This is a genomic window from Cellvibrio fontiphilus, from assembly GCF_042646205.1.
GTDB classification, from domain to species: Bacteria; Pseudomonadota; Gammaproteobacteria; order Pseudomonadales; family Cellvibrionaceae; genus Cellvibrio; species Cellvibrio fontiphilus_A.
On record NZ_JBHRTF010000003.1, the window covers coordinates 399922 to 420092 of the forward strand.

General features: G+C 50.6%; 21 protein-coding genes and 1 pseudogene. 21 read left to right on the forward strand and 1 reads right to left on the reverse strand.

The window, feature by feature from the left end:
• Positions 1-13 precede the first annotated feature (13 nt).
• Together ACFODX_RS07335 and ACFODX_RS07340 are read left to right on the forward strand one after the other, a co-directional pair.
• The gene (locus tag ACFODX_RS07335) at positions 14-1339 is read left to right on the forward strand and encodes a sensor histidine kinase (RefSeq protein WP_378117595.1); all 1326 of its coding nucleotides are present in this window, start codon (positions 14-16) and stop codon (positions 1337-1339) included.
• 2 nt (positions 1340-1341) lie between these two features.
• The gene (locus tag ACFODX_RS07340) at positions 1342-2919 is read left to right on the forward strand and encodes a sigma-54-dependent transcriptional regulator (RefSeq protein ID WP_378117597.1); all 1578 of its coding nucleotides are present in this window, start codon (positions 1342-1344) and stop codon (positions 2917-2919) included.
• A gap of 144 nt (positions 2920-3063) precedes the next feature.
• Here the strand turns inward: ACFODX_RS07340 and ACFODX_RS07345 are convergent, their stop codons facing one another.
• Complete coding sequence (locus ACFODX_RS07345) at positions 3064-3264, reverse strand: PA3496 family putative envelope integrity protein (RefSeq protein ID WP_324259267.1); 201 nt, start codon at positions 3262-3264, stop codon at positions 3064-3066.
• A 268-nt stretch (positions 3265-3532) separates the two neighbouring features.
• Between ACFODX_RS07345 and fliE the strand changes: the two genes are divergently transcribed.
• From fliE to ACFODX_RS07440, 19 genes and pseudogenes are all read left to right on the forward strand, one after another.
• Positions 3533-3907 (forward strand): flagellar hook-basal body complex protein FliE, encoded by a 375-nt coding sequence (gene fliE / locus ACFODX_RS07350; protein ID WP_378117599.1) that lies wholly within the window; start codon positions 3533-3535, stop codon positions 3905-3907.
• A gap of 74 nt (positions 3908-3981) precedes the next feature.
• Complete coding sequence (gene fliF / locus ACFODX_RS07355) at positions 3982-5685, forward strand: flagellar basal-body MS-ring/collar protein FliF (RefSeq protein ID WP_378117601.1); 1704 nt, start codon at positions 3982-3984, stop codon at positions 5683-5685.
• Positions 5678-6709: a flagellar motor switch protein FliG gene (gene fliG / locus ACFODX_RS07360; protein ID WP_378117603.1), complete on the forward strand. Its 1032-nt coding sequence runs from the start codon at positions 5678-5680 to the stop codon at positions 6707-6709. Before fliF ends, fliG begins: the two co-directional genes overlap by 8 nt.
• A gap of 91 nt (positions 6710-6800) precedes the next feature.
• Positions 6801-7646 (forward strand): flagellar assembly protein FliH, encoded by an 846-nt coding sequence (locus ACFODX_RS07365; RefSeq protein ID WP_378117605.1) that lies wholly within the window; start codon positions 6801-6803, stop codon positions 7644-7646.
• Positions 7647-7648: 2 nt separating this feature from the next.
• Entirely contained in the window at positions 7649-9034 is a 1386-nt protein-coding gene (gene fliI, locus ACFODX_RS07370) for a flagellar protein export ATPase FliI (RefSeq protein WP_378117607.1), read from the forward strand.
• 15 nt (positions 9035-9049) lie between these two features.
• The gene (fliJ, locus tag ACFODX_RS07375; protein WP_378117609.1) at positions 9050-9502 is read left to right on the forward strand and encodes a flagellar export protein FliJ; all 453 of its coding nucleotides are present in this window, start codon (positions 9050-9052) and stop codon (positions 9500-9502) included.
• Between the two features lie 226 nt (positions 9503-9728).
• Positions 9729-10034 carry an STAS domain-containing protein gene (locus tag ACFODX_RS07380; RefSeq protein ID WP_324259260.1) on the forward strand — a complete coding sequence of 102 codons (306 nt, stop codon included), beginning with the start codon at positions 9729-9731 and terminating at the stop codon, positions 10032-10034.
• Positions 10035-10085: 51 nt separating this feature from the next.
• Entirely contained in the window at positions 10086-11795 is a 1710-nt protein-coding gene (locus ACFODX_RS07385; protein ID WP_378117612.1) for an ATP-binding SpoIIE family protein phosphatase, read from the forward strand.
• Between the two features lie 39 nt (positions 11796-11834).
• Positions 11835-12167, forward strand: a complete 333-nt coding sequence (locus ACFODX_RS07390; RefSeq protein WP_378117614.1) for an Hpt domain-containing protein — start codon at positions 11835-11837, stop codon at positions 12165-12167.
• A 95-nt stretch (positions 12168-12262) separates the two neighbouring features.
• Positions 12263-13831, forward strand: coding sequence for a flagellar hook-length control protein FliK (locus tag ACFODX_RS07395; protein ID WP_378117616.1), 1569 nt, complete (start codon positions 12263-12265; stop codon positions 13829-13831).
• 160 nt (positions 13832-13991) lie between these two features.
• Entirely contained in the window at positions 13992-14546 is a 555-nt protein-coding gene (locus ACFODX_RS07400) for a flagellar basal body-associated FliL family protein (RefSeq protein WP_378117618.1), read from the forward strand.
• 10 nt (positions 14547-14556) lie between these two features.
• Positions 14557-15609 (forward strand): flagellar motor switch protein FliM, encoded by a 1053-nt coding sequence (gene fliM / locus ACFODX_RS07405; protein ID WP_378117620.1) that lies wholly within the window; start codon positions 14557-14559, stop codon positions 15607-15609.
• A complete protein-coding gene (gene fliN / locus ACFODX_RS07410; protein WP_378117622.1) occupies positions 15599-16003 on the forward strand; it encodes a flagellar motor switch protein FliN in 405 nt (134 codons plus the stop codon). The genes fliM and fliN overlap by 11 nt, the downstream gene beginning before the upstream one ends.
• A gap of 8 nt (positions 16004-16011) precedes the next feature.
• A complete protein-coding gene (gene fliO, locus ACFODX_RS07415) occupies positions 16012-16653 on the forward strand; it encodes a flagellar biosynthetic protein FliO (protein WP_378117624.1) in 642 nt (213 codons plus the stop codon).
• Positions 16654-16796: 143 nt separating this feature from the next.
• A complete protein-coding gene (gene fliP / locus ACFODX_RS07420; protein ID WP_324259400.1) occupies positions 16797-17519 on the forward strand; it encodes a flagellar type III secretion system pore protein FliP in 723 nt (240 codons plus the stop codon).
• 10 nt (positions 17520-17529) lie between these two features.
• On the forward strand, positions 17530-17802 hold the full coding sequence (fliQ, locus tag ACFODX_RS07425) for a flagellar biosynthesis protein FliQ (protein ID WP_040391667.1): 273 nt from the start codon (positions 17530-17532) through the stop codon (positions 17800-17802).
• A 27-nt stretch (positions 17803-17829) separates the two neighbouring features.
• Positions 17830-18615 (forward strand): flagellar biosynthetic protein FliR, encoded by a 786-nt coding sequence (gene fliR / locus ACFODX_RS07430; RefSeq protein WP_378117626.1) that lies wholly within the window; start codon positions 17830-17832, stop codon positions 18613-18615.
• A 31-nt stretch (positions 18616-18646) separates the two neighbouring features.
• Entirely contained in the window at positions 18647-19801 is a 1155-nt protein-coding gene (gene flhB, locus ACFODX_RS07435) for a flagellar biosynthesis protein FlhB (protein ID WP_378117628.1), read from the forward strand.
• Between the two features lie 143 nt (positions 19802-19944).
• Positions 19945-20169, forward strand: a pseudogene (locus ACFODX_RS07440) (RHS repeat-associated core domain-containing protein); the annotation flags it as partial.
• Positions 20170-20171: the final 2 nt, after the last annotated feature.

The following is a 20171-nucleotide window of genomic DNA, read 5'->3' on the forward strand; positions in this document are numbered from 1 at the left end:
ATTAGGGGTTTTTATGACACAAGCGCTGTTAAACACTGTGGATGGTGCCGGTTTGAGCCTGGTGCACTCGGCAGATACGGTAAAAGTACCGGTGGGTGTGCTGGCAGCATCGCCGCTGGTTAAAGAAAAATTGCTGGCCGAAAAAGGTCAGGATTTAAAAAGCGCGTTTGTGTTGTTCGACCAGTTATCCAGCCAATTGGCGGATTCCTATCACCTGCTGGAAAACCGTGTTGCCGAATTAAATGAAGAGTTAAGCAGCCTGAGCGACCGCCGTTTGCAGGAATTGGCGGAGAAAGAAAAACTCGCCCACCGCTTGGAGAGCCTGCTGAATTTTTTGCCCGGTGGTGTAGTGGTGCTGGATTCTTCTGGTCGCGTTTCCGATTGCAACCCCGCCGCGTTGGAATTACTGGGCGAGCCATTACAAGGTGAATTGTGGCGCGAGGTGATTAAACGCAGCTTTGCACCGCGTCAGGATGATGGCCACGAAGTTTCCTTGCATGACGGTCGCCGCATTAGCATTCAAACCCGCAATTTGGGTGAAGACGGGCAAATTATTTTGCTCACCGATCAAACCGAAACCCGCCGTTTACAAAGTGAACTGAGCCGCCACGAGCGTTTGTCTGCACTGGGCAAAATGATGAGCGCGCTTGCCCATCAAATCCGCACGCCTTTGTCCTCTGCCATGTTGTACGCCGGCCATTTGTGCAGCGGCAAATTGGATGAAGTGCGTCGCCAACAATTTTCCGAAAAAATTCTGGGGCGCTTGAACAATATCGAGCGTCAAATTCAAGACATGCTGTTTTATGTGAAAGGCGAGCTGCCCTTGAACGATATGATCAGCGTGGAGCAATTACAAACCGAGTTGGCTGAAGCCATGGAAGTTCCGCTGCTGACAAGTGAATCAACTTGTGACTGGGTGATGAATTGCCGTGAGGAAATAATCCAGTGCAATCGCGATGCTTTAGTTGGCGCGGTATTAAATTTGGTGAACAACGCCATTCAAGCGGTAGAGCGCAAAGCGCATTTGCGTATTGAATTTAACAGCTACCCCAAGGCGCTGAATAATTTAATTAAAAACAACCCGTCACTGGATCAGGAAGCACCGCGTTTATGGATTCGCGTGTGCGACAAAGGCCCCGGCATGGCGCCTGAACTGCTCAATTCCGTGGGCGATTTATTTGTGACCACCAAAGCCCAGGGCACAGGTTTGGGCTTGAGTGTGGTGCAGGCGGTAGCACGCGCCCATCACGGAAAATTTTTATTGCAATCGACTTTAGGTAAAGGAACCTGCGCAAGCTTGTTAATTCCTTTTGCCACTTTTCAAACTCAGGGGAACTAATCATGGCCTTAGCATTGCAACAAGCTGGCTTTGAAAATGCGATCAACGTGTTGGTTGTGGAAGATGACAATAACCTGCGCGAAGCCTTAACCGACACACTGCAATTAGCCGATTATGCAGTGATTGCGGTGAGCAGCGCTGAAGAAGCGCTGCAGCAGTTGGCACGCTACAGCGACATTCGCATGATTGTGTCTGATGTGAACATGGGTGGTATGAGTGGCCATGAATTGTTGCGCTGCGTAAAGCAGGATTACCCGCAAATTCCGATGATGTTAATTACGGCTTATGCAAGCATCAGCGAATCTGTTGAGGCGATGAAACAGGGCGCGGTAGATTATTTGGTCAAACCTTTTGCGCCGCAAACGCTTGTGGAAACCGTAGCGCGTCATTTAGGTGTAGCGCAATTTTCGGGCGATGAACCCGTCGCTATGGCGCCTTCCAGCAAACAATTATTGCAGCTGGCGCAGCGTGTTGCTCAATCCGATTCCACGGTTTTAATTGTGGGTGAGTCAGGCACGGGTAAAGAAGTGCTGGCGCGTTATATTCACGATCACTCACCGCGCCGCAACCAACCCTTTATTGCGATTAACTGCGCGGCCATTCCTGAAAATATGTTGGAAGCTATGTTATTTGGCCACGAAAAAGGTGCCTACACCGGCGCGCACACCAGCAGCCCCGGTAAATTTGAACAGGCCAATGGCGGCACTTTATTGCTGGATGAAATTTCAGAAATGGATATTGGCTTGCAAGCCAAACTCTTGCGGGTGTTACAAGAGCGCGAAGTAGAGCGTTTAGGCGGCCGCAAAACCATTAAGTTGGATGTGCGCGTCATTGCCACCTCTAACCGCGATATGCGCAATGAAGTTGTGGCAGGAAAATTCCGCGAGGACTTGTATTACCGTTTAAGTGTATTGCCCCTGCAATGGGCGCCACTGCGCGACCGCTTGGAAGATATTATTCCGCTCGCAGAAAAACTCTTGCAAAAACACGCGCACAAACAAAATCGTCGCGGTGTGAATTTGTCGCCCTCGGCGCAGCAAATGTTGTTGGCTTACCCCTGGCCGGGCAACGTGCGCGAGTTGGATAACATTATGCAGCGCGCCTTAATTTTGCAGCCGGGTAAATCCATTCAAGCGGAAGATCTAGGTTTGGGCGGCGAGGGCAGTTATTCACAAAGCCCAAGTCACTACAGCCAAAAGCCCAATTTGTTGCAAGCCGCGCAAGCCATAGGCGCGCCGCGCGATGATTACGCTGCCGAACGCGTTAATGAATTTACTACGCCAGCATTTGCTAACCCCGCGTTTGTTAATAATGCTTATCGCCCCAGTCAATTTTCTGTCGGCGCAGTGAACAGTGAGCATTTGGCGCTGGTGAGCAATCAGCCGGTACAACATTCATCGCTGAATAACCCGGCCTTGGGTAATGATTTAAAACAGCGTGAATACGAAATTATTATGAACACCCTGCGCAACGAGCGCGGCAGCCGTAAAAATACCGCTGAGCGTTTAGGTATTAGCGCGCGCACCCTGCGCTATAAAATTGCGCGGCTGCGTGAAGAAGGTTATGAAATAACTGAGTGATAGCGGTTGGTTTTTGCTTAACAAATACCCGTCAATGAAAATTGACGGGTATTTTTTTATTTAATGATTTTTATCCAGGGCCTTTTATCTGGGGATTTTTATCCAGGGCTTTTTATCTTAGTAAGTGCTGCAGAGGCTAAGTGCCTAGTGCAGAAATTCAAATTCGTATTCGCAGGTCTCGCGGCGCAAGCGGCGCTCCTCCCATTTTTCTTCCAGTTTTCGGCGGCATTCCATATTGCGGCGGATTTTTTGTTTTTTGCTTTTGGAAACAACTACCTCAGCAATAAAACTGGCCATGGCATCTTCAATTATTTCCAACTCATGGTGCGCACTTAGCAGATTCATTTCTCTCTCCAGCAAAACAAAAGGAATAGATAGAACAAACGAAACGCAATCAGGGAAAGCGCCACTGAAACTATCCGGTTTCAATGACAATGCGATGAAATAAACACGACAAATTGATGAAATCGCTTAGAAACTGTACGCACTAAGGGCAAGCAATTGCCGAGCGGCAAATGTTGGCCTGCTTTGTGCAAAATCCCCAGTAATGATGAATAAATCGGGCGAAATGACAAATTATTGTCGCCCGTTGATTGAGTAAGAGGGTTTTATCATGGTGGATCGCGTAGACATTAGTCGGTTACTTGGCGATATGCGTGCGCTTAAAGCGCAAACCCAAGCCTTTCAGCGGCCGCAAGGTGTGGGTGATACGCCGCTTGGTATGCGCAGCCTGGGCGCACTGCCGGTAGAGGGCACAACCAAAGTGCCGAGCTTTGGCGATTTAATGACCCAGGCGGTGAATAAAGTGAATGAAACACAAAAGGCATCCAGCGCTATGGCAGAAGCTTACGAGCGTGGTGTTGCAGGGGTGGACATTACCGATGTGATGATCGCCTCGCAAAAATCCTCCGTTGCATTCCAAGCGACGGTGCAGGTGCGCAATAAGTTAATTGAAGCTTATCGCGATGTGATGAATATGCCGATTTAAGGCTTTATCGCGCCAGGTCTAATCACACAAATTTCTGCAGTCCACTGAATAGGTTTTTCACAAGGTAAATAATTATGGCCACATCCGCCGCACCTAATTCTGAAAAAGCGCCCGCGCAGTCACGCTTGGGTGGCGACTTTTTAGAGGGGCTCAGCAATTTAAATTTGCTGCGTCAAATTGGTTTGATGGTCACCCTGGCTGCCAGTGTAGCGATTGGTTTTGCCATAGTGATGTGGATGCAAGGCGACGACTATCGTCCACTTTACGGCCGCATGGATAATTTGGACGCGGCTAATGTGGTAGATGTGCTGGAGCAAAACCAAATTCAATTTAAAGTGGACCCCAGCAGTGGTGCAATTTTAGTCGCCGCCGATGATGTGCATATGGCGCGTTTAAAACTGGCGGAATTTGGTCTGCCCTCAAGCCCTGTGCAAGGTTTTGAGCTGATGGATAAAGAACAGCCTCTGGGCACCAGTCAATTTATTGAAAGTACACGCTACCAGCGCAGTATTGAAGGCGAGTTGGCGCGCACCATTACCAGCATTAACAGTATTCGCAGCGCGCGGGTGCATTTGGCGATCCCGAAAAAAACCGTTTTTGTGCGCGACACCGCTAACCCTACTGCCTCGGTGTTTGTGGAAGTATTTGCGGGCAGAACCGTGGATGCCGCGCAGGTTAAAGCGATTATGAATCTGGTCGCCTCCTCAGTACCCGGGATGAAAATGGCGGATGTGACCCTGGTGGATCAGCACGGCAATTTGTTATCGACCGGTGAAGAAAGTGCAGATTTATTGATGGCGGCCAAGCAACATCAATACTCCAAAGAAGTGGAGAGCAGCATCATCCGCCGCATTAACGGCATTTTGGAGCCGGTAGTGGGCGGTGGAAAATTCCGCGCAGAGGTAAGTGCCGATGTGGACTTCACCGCGGTGGAGCAAGCGGCCGAAACCTTTAACCCTGACTTGCCGGCGATTCGCTCCGAACAGACCCTGAACGAAACCCGTCGTGCTGGCGACCTGGCGGCGGGAATTCCCGGCGCGCTCACCAATCAACCCCCGGGTACTGCCGAAGCGCCGGAGCAAATTGATCCTGCTACTGGCCAGCCGGTTGCACCTGCCACCCCCACCAATAACCGCGAACAAGCGACACGTAACTACGAGTTGGATCGCACCGTGAGTTACACCAAACATCAGCAGGGCACCCTCAAACGTTTGACGGTTGCCGTGGTGGTTGACGATAAGATTGTTAAAAACGCCGAGGGCGTCGAGACTCTGGTGCCCTGGACTGAGGCCGAATTGGAGCGCTTGTCTATACTGGTACGTGACGCGGTAGGTTTCAGCGCAGTGCGTGGCGACAGTGTGAACGTGTTGAACTCACCTTTTGCCAACCGCGCGGTTGATCCTATGGCGGGTATGGACGCTGTGCCTTGGTGGCAGGAGTGGATAATCCCCAATATCAAATACATCGCCAGTGTATTGGTGATTTTGTTGATCGTATTTGGTTTGCTGCGCCCTATGTTTAAAAGCCTCGCCAAACAGGGCGGTGCGATTGCAGAAGAGGAAGAGGCGCGTCAGTTGGCGGCGCTGGAGGCAGCGGGTGCTGCCGGGTTGGACGGTATGTCTGACGAAACCGTTACCCTGACCGGCGGTCACGCGCTCATGTTGCCGGGGCCGGAGCAGGGTTACGAAGAGCAAATTAACGCAATTAAAGGCTTGATAGCCGACGACCCGGGCCGCGTTGCCCAGGTGGTTAAAAAGTGGATAAACCGCGATGACTGATGCAAACGATAAAGCGGTCGAGAAGGCCAAACTCAAGCTGCGCTATGTGGATCAAGCGGCAATCCTGCTGATGTCCTTGGGCGAGGCCGATGCTGCCGAGATTCTCAAGCACATGGGGCCAAAAGAAGTGCAGCGCATTGGCGGCGCCATGACCCAGCTGCAAAACGTGCAGCAGTCCGAAGTGCAATTGGTGCTCGCCAACTTTCTGGATGAAGTGCGTACCCTGACTGGCCTCGGTGTAGGTGCTGACAATTACATTCGCAAAATGCTAGTCACCGCCTTGGGCGAGGACAAAGCCAACAGCTTGATCGACCGAATCCTGATTGGTGGCAATACCACCGGATTGGACACCTTGAAGTGGATGGACGCGCGCTCGGTCGCCGATATGATCCGCAACGAACACCCGCAAATTCAGGCGATTGTGATCGCCTACCTTGAGGCCGATCAGTCCGCCGAGATCCTGACTTACTTCCCTGAAAAAGTGCGCCTCGACATTATGATGCGCGTGGCCTCGCTGGATACAGTGCAGCCCAGTGCGCTGCAGGAATTGAACGATATTCTGGAAAAACAATTCTCCGGCAATGCGGCCTCACAAACCAAAGCCATGGGCGGTTACAAGGTGGCGGCGGAGATTATGAACAACCTCGATGGCTCTATCGAAGCCGAATTGATGGAAGGCATCAAAGAGATCGACGAGGACATGGGCAACCAGATCCAAGACCTTATGTTTGTGTTCGACAACCTCAAAGACGTGGACGACCGCGGTATTCAGGCGCTGCTGCGCGAAGTGTCTTCCGATGTGTTGGTGGTGGCACTCAAGGGCGCCGACGACGAACTCAAGGAAAAAATCTTCAAAAATATGTCCAAGCGCGCCGCCGAATTGCTGCGCGACGATTTGGAAACCAAACCGCCCATGCGCTTGGCCGATGTGGAAGCGGCGCAGAAGGAAATCCTTATTACCGCGCGCCGTATGGCCGATGCAGGCGAAATTATGTTGGGCGGTGGTGGCGATCAAATGGTGTAATGGGCATATCAGGCTTTGGGCGACCTCAAGAAAGGGCACCTTGGCCTGACCATTTACCAAAACGCCACCCACACCAGACCCGGGAATCAGCATGTCGGATAACAGCCTACCTAATCGCATTGCCGCGGAAGATGTAACCCAAGTCACTACCTGGGTATTGCCACCGGTATCGGATAACGGCCGGGTGCTGTCCTCCGCCGAGAAAGAGGCGCGCGAACGCCGTGAGCGGTTATTGCGCCGCGAGCAGGAAACCATCGAAACCGTAGAAATAGCGGAAGAAGCTCCGCCACAAGTGGGCATGACCGCCGAGGAAATGCAGGCCATTTTTGATGCCGCAGAAAAAGACGGTTTTGAGCAGGGCCACAAAGAGGGTTTTGCCAAGGGTAATACCGAAGGTTTTGAGGCAGGGCGTCAGCAGGGTTTAATGGAAATGCGCGCACAATTGGTGGCCGAGCAGCAGCGTTTCCAGCGCTTGGCCAACGCTTTGCTGGAGCCACTTAACAGCCAGGACGATGACACCGAGCAGCTGTTATTGGATGTAATTTGTACCCTGACCCAGAGCGTGGTGCAGCGCGAACTGCTCACCGACTCCTCCCACATACTGGCGCTGGTCAAAAGCGCGGTCGCCGCACTGCCTATTGGTAGCAAAAATATTCGTGTCTGTTTAAACCCTGACGATTTGGCCGCTGTGGAAACCTACGCCGCCGAACAGCAACTGAATTGGCAGTTTTTTGGCGATAGTGAATTGCTGCCCGGCGGCTGTCGCATAGAAACGCCCGAAAGCCGGGTAGATTTTTCGGTATCCACCCGTTTGCAAACGCTGCTGGAGCAATTTGTTACCAAACAGCTGGCGGCCGGTGATGAAGCAGGGGACGAGGATGCTGTTGGCAATCAGCTTGGCGATCACTCCCCACTTGAACCCGGCAACGAGGCTTAATCATGGCCGAACGCCGTTCCATCCAATCCCGCTTGCGCAGTTACGCCCCGCGTAAAATTACCAGTATTGAACCCCAGGCCGAGGGCCGCATCACCCGCGCGGTGGGGTTGACCTTGGAAGCTGTTGGTTTGAATGTGTCGGTGGGGCGCCAGTGCGAAATCATCAACAACGACAACCGCCGTATCGAGGCGGAAGTGGTGGGTTTCTCCGGCGACAAGGTGTTTCTCATGCCCATCAAGCGGGTAGAGGGCTTGCAACCCGGCGCCCGCGTTGTCCCAGTGGCCACCCAAATGGGCATGCGCATTGGCCCGCAACTCTTGGGGCGCGTGGTTAACGGAATTGGTCAGCCGCTGGATGGCAAAGGCCCGTTAATTGGCGATGAGTTTCTGGATTTTAACCCCCGTGAAATCAACCCCCTGCAGCGCCACCCCATCAGTGAACCGCTGGATGTCGGTGTGCGCGCCATCAATGCGCTGATTACTGTGGGGCGCGGCCAACGCTTGGGGCTGATGGCAGGTTCCGGTGTAGGTAAAAGTGTACTCATGGGCATGATGACCCGCTTCACCACAGCTGATGTAGTGGTGGTGGGGCTGGTAGGGGAACGTGGCCGCGAGGTAAAAGAATTTATCGACCATATCCTTGGCGAAGAGGGCTTGCGCCGCGCGGTGGTGGTCGCATCGCCTGCGGATGATGCGCCGCTTATGCGCCTGCGTGCCTCCCAGCTTTCCAGCCGTATCGCCGAGTACTACCGCGATCAGGGGCTGAACGTTCTATTGCTGATGGATTCACTCACCCGTTTTGCCCAAGCCCAGCGCGAGATTGCGCTGGCAATTGGTGAACCGCCAGCCACCAAAGGTTATCCGCCTTCGGTATTTGCCAAGATTCCCCAGTTGGTGGAGCGCGCCGGTAATGCGGCCCAAGGGGAAGGTTCCATCACCGCGTTTTACACGGTGCTCACTGAAGGCGACGATCTGCAAGACCCGATTGCTGACTCGGCGCGGGCGATTCTGGACGGCCATGTCGTCCTCTCGCGCCGCTTGGCGGAGGAGGGGGTTTACCCTGCGATTGATGTGGAAGCCTCCATCAGCCGCGCCATGCAGAACATAGTGGATGATGAACACCTGAAAATGATGCAGCGTTTCAAACAGCTACTGGCGCGCTATCAACAAAACCGCGATTTGATCGCCATCGGCGCCTATACCCCCGGCGCCGATCCGGATACCGACATGGCCATTGAACGCTTCCCGCATTTGCGCGCGTTTATTCAGCAGGGTATTCGGCAGGGGGTGCATATGCCAGAGTCCATTGCCAACCTCAAAGCACTGCTCAAACCACCGGCCAACGCCAAGGGCACCAGCCCCTTGGCAGCGCAACATCGCCCCCGCTAATGCAAGTGAAGCACTATGGCTGAATCCCGCGCAAAACGTATGCAGGTGGTCTTAACCCTGGCGCAAAAGCAGGAGGATGAGGCTGCCAACAAATTAAGCCAGTTCCGCGAACAGCTCGCCCAGGAGCAGCGCCAATTGGTGGAGTTGCGGGATTATGCGACACAATATTTACATGCCCAGGGCGCACTGCGCGAGGGCATATTGGCGCATGAACTGATCAATTACAGCAGCTTTATCCACCGCTTGAATGAAGCCTGTACCGAGCAGGAAGCCAAGGTGGCGCGTATGACCAAGCTCTTGGATTCGCTCCAACAGCAGTGGCGAGTCAAACACCAAAAGCGTAAATCCATCGAGGAGTTGATTGTGCGTTTGCAACATGAGGACGAGCTGATTGCGGATAAGCGCCTGCAAAAAGAACTGGATGAGTTGAGCGCGCAACAATTGTTACGCCAGCGCGATACCAACTAATCGGGGATAGCCTGATAATTGGGGGATAGCCTGACCAGACAGGGCTTTGCCAACAGCTGCAATGAATAATTAAACTTTGGTAGTGAAAAATCAAATTAGCCTTGGTGCTTTGTTTTATGGTCTATCCTTAGCATGTGCAATCCTTGGCAAGCGCAATACCCAGAGCCGCGAGCGCTACCGGGTTGTGTTGGTGGAAATATCCGGACGTTTTTTGAAGAGGTAAGACATGGCGATCACGTCAACAGTATCCCCTGATGGCAATCAAGTCACTATATACATCCAGGGTCGCTTCGATTTCAGCTCCCATCAGGAATTTCGCAGCGCTTATGAAAAACTGGCGCAAGCGCCCATTCACTACCGTGTAGATTTGCAGGGGACTTCTTATCTGGATAGTTCGGCGCTGGGTATGTTGCTACTGTTGCGCGACTATGCTGGCGGCGAGCAGTCCAATATCCAAATAGTTAACTGTGCTCCCGATGTTAAAAAGATCCTTCTGATATCCAATTTCGAACAGCTGTTTGATATCCAGTAGTGTTATTAGCTGCCGTTGCGGGCGGCTTATCCGATGTATGGATGCGATTCTATGAATGATATGCGCCGCCTTAAAATTCTGGTTGCAGACGATACGGATACAGACCGCCTGATTCTTGAAAGTATTGTGCGCAAAGAGGGCCACACAGTGGTATCGGCGCGCAATGGTGTTGAAGCTATTGCTGTCTATGCCGCCGAAAAACCGGATTTGGTGTTGCTTGATGCACTAATGCCGGAACTGGATGGTTTTGGCGCTGCCCGCAAAATAAAAGAACTGGCCGGTGATGAACTGGTTCCGATTATTTTTCTGACTTCCCTGTCGGACACCGAATCGCTGGTGCAATGCCTGGATGCCGGCGGCGATGATTTTCTCTCCAAACCCTATAACCGGGTGATACTGCAAGCCAAGATCAAATCCTTCAACCGCATGCGCGAAATACACAGCACCATGCTCACCCAGCGCGATCAAATTGTGCAGTACAACAATCGCCTGTTGCAGGAGCAAACCGTCGCCAAACATGTGTTTGATAATGTTGCCCACAGCGGTTGTTTGAATGCGGGCAACGTCCGGTATTTTTTATCCTCCCTTGCGGTATTTAATGGCGATGTATTGGTCGCCGCCATGCGCCCCTCCGGCAGCATGATGGTATTGCTGGGCGATTTCACCGGTCACGGTTTGCCCGCGGCCATAGGTGCTATGCCCTTGGCATCTACCTTTTACGGTATGGTGCCAAAAGGGTTTTCCATGACCGATATCCTGCGCGAAATAAATGCAAAGCTAAAAAATACCCTGCCGGTGGGAATTTTTTGCTGCGCCACTATGATGGATATCAACTTCCGCAAGAAACACCTCAAAATCTGGAACGGCGGCCTGCCGGACTGTTTTATTTATCATCATAAAGACCGCCGTATCAGCGCAGTAAAGTCCACCCATTTGCCATTGGGGGTGCTTTCCAATCGCGCGTTTAAAGACAATTGTGAATATTTTGATTTGGAAAAAGAGGATCGTATTTTTGCCTGGTCAGATGGTATTCATGAAGCGCGTAATGCCGCCGGCGATATGTTTGGCGAAGAGCGACTGAAGGCTGTTTTTGACAAGAATCAGGAACCGGACAATTTGTTCAAGGAAATTATCGAAAACGTACAACAATTTGTTGGTAGCAGTGAAAAGGACGACGATCTCTCGCTGCTGGAAATTCGCATGGATGAGCCGGCACGAGTGAATGAATTTGCCCTGCATGCCAGTGATAAATATGGCAACTCGGAAATTGAATGGGCTATGCGCTTTGAGGTGAAACCAACCAGTTTTAAAGTGTTTGACCCGCTCCCCATGTTGCTGAATGTGTTGATGGAAGTGCCCAGTTTGCGCGCCTTTAGCAGTACGCTTTACACCATCCTTGCCGAGCTTTATACCAATGCGCTGGATCACGGTGTGTTAAAGCTGGATTCAGACCTCAAGTCCACGGCTGAGGGTTTTGCCGATTATTATCGTTTGCGCGAGGAGCGGATCAATAACGTCACTGACGGGTTTGTGCGCATTTATATCAACCACAAGACCAATGAAAATGGCGGCTTACTCAAAGTGCGTATTGAGGACAGCGGCGATGGTTTTGATCACAGCGGGCGCAGTGAGAACACCTTATCAACCTTTGGTTACAGCGGCCGTGGCATTGCATTGGTGGAGAAACTTTGTGGTAGGGTAACTTACCTGGGAGTCGGCAATATTGTTGAAGTTGAATTCTCCTGGGTGAGTGATGATTAGCCAGGCAATGACTAACCTATACCAGTGAGCGACACAATCATGGAACATCTGGACTACGAAACCCTTAATACACTGCGCCAGGTAATGGAGGAGGATTTTGGTTTATTGATCGATACATTCATTCAGGATTCCAATGATCGTATTGTGAAACTGCGTGAAGTGGTTGGCGGCACAGAGGCCGACCCTATTCGCAGAGCCGCCCACAGTTTTAAAGGGAGTAGCAGCAATATCGGCGCCTTGCGCCTGACGGCGCTTTGTCATTCTCTGGAAAAGAAAGCCATGACGAATAACCTGGAGCAGTTGGACCAGGATTTGTTAGACATAGAACAAGAATTCGCCCAGGTTCAGGAATTACTTCGTACTCTCGCCTAGCCACTTTGGCACCTCCCTTGCAAATCACTGCCTGAATAGAACCATTTTGTTGATCGAGCGGCAAAGCGTTGCCGCGGTCAGCTCAGGAGTGATCGATGAATAGCAGCAACCTTTTGGATAGTTTATTCGCTGCAGGCAAAACCAGCCCTGCGCCTAAAAAAAATACCAAGCAACAAGCATCCAACCAAGCGGCTGAAGGTTTTCAAAACGCTATGGCACAGGTACGGCCAAAAGTTGCCGCTCGTCCCACTCAAAAAGCACAGCCCCAGAGTGATACTGCGGTTACCCAAGCACGCAAAGAAATTCCACGAGCTGATTCCCGGCCAACCAGCAGCAATCGCCCGGAAAAGGCGCGCGATTCAAAACCGGAAACCCAACCGGCGGAACAACATAAGCATCGGCCAGCTGCAGATAAAACATCGATAAAAGATTCGCCTGTACAAGAGGAGTCAAACACCTCAGCAGATGACAATGTTTACGCAGAGCAAGGCAAGGGCGGTGATGCATCGGCAGTCGGCTCCACCGAAAAAGAAGGCTCGACAGATTCACCGCTGGAACAGCAATCACTCCTCCAACCCCTGGTTAGCCTGGATGTGTTATTGCCTCAAGATCAAAATCTGCCGTTGAACGAGGGGGCGCTTGTCAATGGATTGGTGGCTGATGCGGCAAGTCAGCTTGTCACCGATCTGAACCTGATACCAACTACTGAACTTGCATCCATTGCTGAGCCAAGCACTGAACTCAATCTGGATGGTTTATCCGGGCAAGAGCTGGCAGCCTTGTTAGTTCCCGAGTCTACCAATGGGGTGATCGCTCCTTCTGGTGTGCCCAATGCATTAGCAGGCTCTGGTGTGCCCAATGCATTAGCAGGCTCAGCTACTGCGAGTGCAGCAATAAATAGCGCACTGGGTTTGAATCCACTGCAAGGCATTGCGGCCGGTGCAGTGCTGCCGGAACCAGCCATTGAAGGGGAGTTGGCTTTTGAAGGAGAGCTAGCTTTGGCACCGGAAGCGGCAGCTGGCGATGAATTGTTGGCTGACAGTGACATTGGCGATAACCCGGATCTACTTCTGCTAAATGCCAAAACGGTGATGGCTAAATTGGCAGAGGCGAGCGCCAGTTCCTTGGATAAACCTGCTCCTGTAGCAGAACTGCCTAAAACCTTGTCTGCTACGGCGCCAGCAATCGAAACCCTGAGTCGTTTGGCCGAGGCCCAATCACCCACTGCACGTGGGTTTGTTGTGCAAACCGGTGTGCCTGTACCTATGGGGCAACCGCAATGGGGGCAGGGTGTGGGTGAGCGGGTTTTGTGGCTCGCAGCGCAAAATGTCAGTGCCGCAGAAATCCGTCTGGACCCGCCAGAGCTGGGGCCAATGCAAGTCAGAGTGAGCGTTAACCAGGAGCAAGTGAACGTCAGCTTTGTAAGCCCGCACCCCGCGGTACGCGATGCCCTGGATCAACAATTACAACGCCTGCGTGAGATGTTTTCCGAACAGGGGTTGAATTTGGGTAATGTTGATGTGTCGGATAAATCTTTTTCGCAGCAGGATCAGGAGCGCGACGAAACCGCACGTAAAGGCACTGTCACTCTGGATAACGAAGAGCTGACTCCCACCGCCAGTCAGATTGTTATGTCCAATCGTTTGGTGGATCACTACGCCTGATCCACCAATCAAACTTCACAAGGCTCATTCCATTCTCTTTCGCAAAGCTTCCATCCGCTGCTAAGCTTCCTAAGGCTATACTGGTAGGGCGATACTGGCATAAGTATTGCTCAACCCCCTTTAAGCCCGCTATTAGCCCAGCAAGTGACGGAGTTTTGACATGGCTCAGGCCCCCAAAAAAGCAAATGATGCCGGCGCTAACGCCGAAGCAGCCCCAAAGAAGAAAAAACTCCTAATGATGATTGGTGTGGGCGTTGCCTTGGTGGCGCTCTCTGTGGGTGGCACGGTTGTCGCGCTGAAAATGTTGGCACCTCCTGCTGAAGCGCCAGCCGAAACTGCCGAGTCCCATGCCACATTGGCACCAGCCGTGTATGTAGAGTTGGCTCCCAACTTTGTTATCAATTATTCCGTTGATGGTCGCCAGCGCTACCTGCAGGCATCAATAACCCTTATGCATCGCGATCCCTTGTTGGACAGTCTGTTGCAATTACACATGCCAGCTATTCGCAATGCCCTAGTGATGTTGCTCAGCAGCAAAGACTTTAATAGCTTGCAGACGCCCGAAGGCAAAGAGCAGGCAAAAACAGAAGCGCTGACCGTGATCCAAACCTTGTTAAAAAAAGAGCAGGACGCATTGGTGGCCAGCGGTGTTGAGGAAGGTTTAACGACTGCGAATATCGAACAAGTTTTATTTACCAATTTTGTAATGCAATAAGGAATCCGCCGTGCAAGATTTACTCTCGCAAGACGAAATCGATGCGCTCCTCCATGGCGTTGATGACGGCGATATAGATACCGAATCGGACGTTGAGCCGGGTACGGTAAAAACCTATGACCTGACCAGTCAGGATCGTATTGTGCGCGGGCGTATGCCCACGCTGGAAATGATTAACGAGCGCTTTGCCCGTTACACGCGCATCAGCATGTTTAACTTACTGCGCCGCACTGCCGATGTGTCGGTGGGCGGTGTACAAATCCAAAAATTCGGCGAATACGTGCACACGCTTTACGTGCCCACCAGCTTGAATATGGTGAAGTTTCGTCCGCTGCGCGGCACTGCACTGATTATTTTGGATGCACGTTTGGTATTTAAATTGGTGGATAACTTTTTTGGTGGTGATGGTCGCCACGCCAAAATTGAAGGTCGCGAATTTACGCCCACCGAATTGCGCGTTGTACAAATGGTGTTGAATCAGGCGTTTGTGGATTTAACCGAAGCCTGGAAGGCAGTGTTTCCTATTTCGTTTGAATACGTGCATTCAGAAGTAAACCCATCGCTTGCCAACATTGTTAGCCCCAGTGAAGTAGTGGTGGTCAGTACCTTTCATATTGAATTGGATGGCGGTGGGGGTGAAATGCACATCACCGTGCCTTACTCCATGATTGAACCCATCCGTGAAGTATTGGATGCCGGTTTGCAAAGCGACAGTGACGAGCACGATGAACGCTGGGAGAAAGCCCTGCGTGAAGATGTACTCTCTGCCAAGGTCGATTTGGAATGCGACATAGTTCGCCGCGATATTACCCTGCGCGACATAGTGGATTTAAAAGAGGGCGATATTATTCCGGTTGAATTCCCCGATTACCACGTACTCACCGCCAATGGCGTTCCCATGTTCAGAACCCAGCTCGGGCAATCCAATGGTTTTCTGGCATTAAAAATCAAAGAATTTATTGATCGCAGTAGTGCCTACAATATTACTGGCACTAAAGCGGAACAAATCGCAAATATGAAAGGCGAAAGCCACGCGACAAAAGGTGATAAAAATGGCAAGTGATGATATCGATCAAGATTCAATGGCAGACGATTGGGCCGCAGCGATGGCCGAGCAGGCTGAAGTGGATGAGGCAATGGCCAACGCTGTTTCATTTGATGAATTGAAAAGTGAAGCAATTAAGCAAACACCGGGCAGCCCGGATCTGGATGTGATTCTGGATATTCCCGTTTCTATTTCCATGGAAGTAGGGCGCACCTCCATTACCATTCGCAATTTATTGCAGCTCAACCAAGGCTCGGTGATTGAGCTGGATCGCCTTGCGGGTGAACCATTGGACGTATTGGTTAATGGCACTTTGATTGCTCATGGTGAAGTAGTGGTAGTGAATGAAAAGTTCGGCATTCGTATGACGGATGTTATTAGCCCTGCTGAGCGTATTAAAAAACTGCGTTAGGAAATGCCATGATCCCCGCACCGGTAAAAATGTTAACGCGAATCTTGTGTGCGGGGCTGTGCTGCTTTGCACTCGCCGCGTATGCCGATAGCACCTCAAGCAGTCAAGCTCACTCGGGTGAACAACAGGTCGCTGCATCCACAACGCCAGATTCCACAACAGCAACTTCAGCTGTCGCAAATTCATCTGTCACCAATTCATCGGCAACAAGCCCTGTAGCGGCTCCAGCAAGAGCGCAGGCAACGACAAACTCTACCTCGCCTGTGACTGCCACCAGTGTTGGCGGCGGTCGTCATTTGCTGAGTGTGACTGTGGCGCTGTTTGGCATTATCGGGTTGATTTTCGCCATTTCCTGGTTTGTAAAACGTTTTGGGCATGTGGGTTTTTCCCAAAACCAACACATCAAAATTATTGCAGCTATGCCCTTGGGAACACGTGAGCGCATAGTGTTGGTGGATGCCGCTGGCCAACAATTATTGCTAGGCATTACCGCGACCAGTATTACGACACTGCATAGCTTTAAAGAACCAGCGGTTTTCACTGAAAAGGATGATCGCACTTCGGATTTTAGTCGCAAACTCATGTCGATTTTGCAGCAAAAACCGGGCGCTGCGGGCGAAAACAATAACGATAATTCCGGTGTAAGGTAAGAGTTATGGCTAATTACTGGAATAAATATTTAACAACGCTAATGCAGTTAGTCTTCAGTGTGGTTGTGTTGTTGTCGGCATCTATTGTGACGGCACAAACCAATACCCCTAATGTGACTGACCCCGGTGCTGGCAGCTTGCCAATGTCCCAGGTGTCACCAAGTAATGTTGGCAGTTTGCCTGCTATTCCGGGTTTGCCTGCGCTTACGGTAAAAACCAATCCCAATGGCTCGCAAGAATACACAGTGACCTTGCAAATTCTTGCGATTATGACGGCGCTGACTTTTTTGCCAGCGCTACTCATGATGATGACCTCGTTCACGCGCATTATTATTGTGTTTTCTATTTTGCGACAGGCGCTAGGTTTGCAGCAGTCGCCCTCCAATCAAATCCTGATTGGGCTGGCGTTATTTTTAACGCTGTTCATCATGCAACCAGTATTCAATAAAGTGAATCAGGATGCGCTCCAGCCTTACATCAATCAGCAAATCGGTGCACAAGAAGCGCTGGCAAAAACGGCAGCGCCTTTTCACGCTTTTATGATCGAGCAAACTCGCGAGTCAGATATTTCATTGTTTATGGGTATTGCCAAACATCCTCCCATTGCGACACCAGAGGAGACGCCCTTTAGTATTTTGGTGCCGGCATTCATCATTAGTGAATTAAAAACGGCGTTTCAAATTGGCTTTATTATTTTTATTCCCTTTTTGGTGATTGATATAGTGGTGGCCAGTGTGCTCATGGCCATGGGTATGATGATGCTATCGCCCTTGATTATTTCATTGCCATTTAAAATTATGCTTTTTGTGTTGGTAGATGGCTGGGCCATGATTGTTGGCACTCTCGCCGCTAGCTACGGTATATGACGGAGGATTTATGTTAACCCCCGAAGTCGTGATGGATTTATTTGCCGAGGCATTTTATTTAACCATTCTTATGCTACTGGTCATTATCGGTCCCGGCCTGATTGTGGGTTTGGTGGTAAGTATGTTTCAGGCAGCCACGCAAATTAACGAACAAACCCTGAGTTTTTTGCCACGCTTGATCGTTACTATCATCACGTTAATGATTGCTGGCCCGTGGCTGTTAAATAAATTCATGGATCTATTTAACCGTTTGTTTTCCAGCGTTCCCAGCCTTATCGGCTAGCGCTGCTCCTTTCAGCACCGGCAACCTATGCAAGAATTGGTAATCAGCGACGCGCAGCTCATGCAGTTTATTGGCCAATACATTTGGCCGCTGTTGCGTGTGAGTGCTTTTTATTTCGCGGTTCCGGTTATTGGCGCCCGCACGGTTCCGGCGCGTGTGCGTATTATCCTGTCGCTATTTACGGTCATTATTTTGGTGCCGGTTTTGCCGCCTGCGCCGGTGATATCTTTTTTGTCGGCAGAAGGGTTTATGCTGATAATTCAAGAGGTACTAATCGGCCTTGCATTGGGTTTTTGTTTGCAAGTAGTCATGCATGTGTTTGTGCTCGCAGGTCAATTCATTGCAATGAAAATGGGTTTGGGTTTTGCGGCCATGAATGACCCGGCCAGTGGCGTGAGCGTGACCATTTTGTCGCAATTTTATTTGCTTATCTCCACCTTATTGTTTTTAAGCGTCAACGGGCATTTGGTGGTGCTGCAATTAATGGTCGATAGTTTTGCGACTTTTCCCATTGGTGGTGCGGGTTTAAATTCAGGGCACTTTGCCACTATTGCAGGCATGGGCTCATGGTTGTTTAGTGCAGCCCTGGTTATTACCTTGCCGTTATTTACTTCACTATTAATTGTGAATATGTCGTTTGGTGTAATGAGCCGCTCAGCGCCCCAAATGAACGTATTTACAGTCGGTTTCCCCATTACCCTATTGCTGGGTTTTATTCTCATGTGGTTTACCCTCGCCAACTTCCTGCCGGTGTATTTTGAAATTATGGAAGAGGGTATAGGTGTGCTGCGTACTTTGGTGACAACCCCTTAGATACCCCATAGCGGGCGAATAGGAGCGACTGATGGCCGAAGACGACGACAGCAGCCAGGAAAAAACGGAAGAGGCCAGTGCCCGAAAACTTGAAAAGGCACGGGAAGAGGGCCAGGTTCCCCGATCGCGTGACCTTACCACCACAGCGGTACTGATGCTGGCAGCCATTGGCCTGTATGTGTTTGCTGAATTCATGGGAAAAAAAATTATTGGTATCACGCGTGAAAATTTCACACTAACGCGTGCTGCTATCTATGACCCCAATGCCATGATTGCCCATTTTGTAGCGGCTATTTACGATGGGTTATTTAGTATTGCCCCCTTAATGATTATCTTGCTTATCGCCTCTATTGTTGGCCCTATTGCTTTGGGTGGTTGGAACTACAGCACTAAAGCCATGGAGCCAAAACTAAACCGTATGGACCCAATCGCCGGCATTAAACGCATGTTTTCGGTGAAGTCGCTGATTGAATTGTTGAAAGCCCTGGCGAAAGTGTTGGTGATTTTGGGTGGCACCATTTTTATTATCCAATTTTTTGCGCAGGATATTTTTCGCTTGGTTGACGAGAGTGTTCACAGTGCGATTGTTCACTCGTTGGAAATATCAATGCTTGCCACTATCGCACTCTGCGCTACCACAATTGTTATTGCCGCGATTGATGTGCCGCTACAAATTTTTGAATACAACAAAAAATTAAAAATGTCGCGGCAAGATCAAAAAGACGAATCCAAAGACACTGACGGCAAACCCGAAGTAAAAGGCCGCATTCGTCAATTGCAACGCGAAATGGCCCAGCGCCGCATGATGACTAACGTACCGCAAGCAGACGTTATCATCACCAACCCGGAGCACTTTTCTGTTGCATTAAAATACGATCCGGAAACTATGGAAACACCGCTAATGATTGCCAAGGGCGGTGATCACGTCGCCTTAAAAATCCGCGAAATCGCCAAAGCCAACAATATTGAAATTATCCAATCACCGGTATTAGCGCGCGCCATTTTTTACACCACCGAAGTGGATCAAGAAATTCCCTCCGGCCTCTACCTCGCCGTCGCCCAGGTACTTGCCTACGTATTCCAGTTGCGCAACTACCGCAAAGGCAAAGGCGAAAGACCGACATACCCCCGCAACATCAACGTGCCGCGTGACCTGCGTTATAACGCATCAGGTAAGGTGGATTGATTACTGTATTTGTGTAGGCGGTATTATCTTCAATTTCATTCGGTAGCTACTGTATAGCTGACAATTAATTGTGTTAATCAAACCCCAATCCATCTGGGTAACAGCCTCATAGCCAAGATGGATAACAGCACCACAAGCATGACGCGGATTTGGGTTTAACCTACATGCAGGCGCGGTATTATGATCCAGTGCTGGGTAGGTTTTATGGGAATGATCCGGTGGGGTATGTTGCCAAGAGTCCGGTTCATTCATTTAGTCGATACACTTACGTTAATAACAATTCATATAAATATAATGATCCCGATGGTGAGTTTGCACATATCGTAATTGGCGCAGCAGCTGGCGGGGTAATTTCGGGTATTGCCTAGGC

What these genes read in the sequence shown, in the direction of transcription:
- ACFODX_RS07365 (WP_378117605.1), top strand. Translation starts at nt 6,801, where the DNA reads ATGTCGGATAACAGCCTACCTAATCGCATTGCCGCGGAAGATGTAACC.
- ACFODX_RS07390 (WP_378117614.1), top strand. Translation starts at nt 11,835, where the DNA reads ATGGAACATCTGGACTACGAAACCCTTAATACACTGCGCCAGGTAATG.
- ACFODX_RS07340 (WP_378117597.1), top strand. Translation starts at nt 1,342, where the DNA reads ATGGCCTTAGCATTGCAACAAGCTGGCTTTGAAAATGCGATCAACGTG.
- ACFODX_RS07400 (WP_378117618.1), top strand. Translation starts at nt 13,992, where the DNA reads ATGGCTCAGGCCCCCAAAAAAGCAAATGATGCCGGCGCTAACGCCGAA.
- flhB (WP_378117628.1), top strand. Translation starts at nt 18,647, where the DNA reads ATGGCCGAAGACGACGACAGCAGCCAGGAAAAAACGGAAGAGGCCAGT.
- fliN (WP_378117622.1), top strand. Translation starts at nt 15,599, where the DNA reads ATGGCAAGTGATGATATCGATCAAGATTCAATGGCAGACGATTGGGCC.
- fliP (WP_324259400.1), top strand. Translation starts at nt 16,797, where the DNA reads ATGTCCCAGGTGTCACCAAGTAATGTTGGCAGTTTGCCTGCTATTCCG.
- fliQ (WP_040391667.1), top strand. Translation starts at nt 17,530, where the DNA reads ATGTTAACCCCCGAAGTCGTGATGGATTTATTTGCCGAGGCATTTTAT.
- fliG (WP_378117603.1), top strand. Translation starts at nt 5,678, where the DNA reads ATGACTGATGCAAACGATAAAGCGGTCGAGAAGGCCAAACTCAAGCTG.
- fliR (WP_378117626.1), top strand. Translation starts at nt 17,830, where the DNA reads ATGCAAGAATTGGTAATCAGCGACGCGCAGCTCATGCAGTTTATTGGC.
- ACFODX_RS07345 (WP_324259267.1), bottom strand. Translation starts at nt 3,264, where the DNA reads ATGAATCTGCTAAGTGCGCACCATGAGTTGGAAATAATTGAAGATGCC.
- fliI (WP_378117607.1), top strand. Translation starts at nt 7,649, where the DNA reads ATGGCCGAACGCCGTTCCATCCAATCCCGCTTGCGCAGTTACGCCCCG.
- ACFODX_RS07395 (WP_378117616.1), top strand. Translation starts at nt 12,263, where the DNA reads ATGAATAGCAGCAACCTTTTGGATAGTTTATTCGCTGCAGGCAAAACC.
- ACFODX_RS07380 (WP_324259260.1), top strand. Translation starts at nt 9,729, where the DNA reads ATGGCGATCACGTCAACAGTATCCCCTGATGGCAATCAAGTCACTATA.
- ACFODX_RS07385 (WP_378117612.1), top strand. Translation starts at nt 10,086, where the DNA reads ATGAATGATATGCGCCGCCTTAAAATTCTGGTTGCAGACGATACGGAT.
- ACFODX_RS07335 (WP_378117595.1), top strand. Translation starts at nt 14, where the DNA reads ATGACACAAGCGCTGTTAAACACTGTGGATGGTGCCGGTTTGAGCCTG.
- fliO (WP_378117624.1), top strand. Translation starts at nt 16,012, where the DNA reads ATGATCCCCGCACCGGTAAAAATGTTAACGCGAATCTTGTGTGCGGGG.
- fliF (WP_378117601.1), top strand. Translation starts at nt 3,982, where the DNA reads ATGGCCACATCCGCCGCACCTAATTCTGAAAAAGCGCCCGCGCAGTCA.
- fliJ (WP_378117609.1), top strand. Translation starts at nt 9,050, where the DNA reads ATGGCTGAATCCCGCGCAAAACGTATGCAGGTGGTCTTAACCCTGGCG.
- fliE (WP_378117599.1), top strand. Translation starts at nt 3,533, where the DNA reads ATGGTGGATCGCGTAGACATTAGTCGGTTACTTGGCGATATGCGTGCG.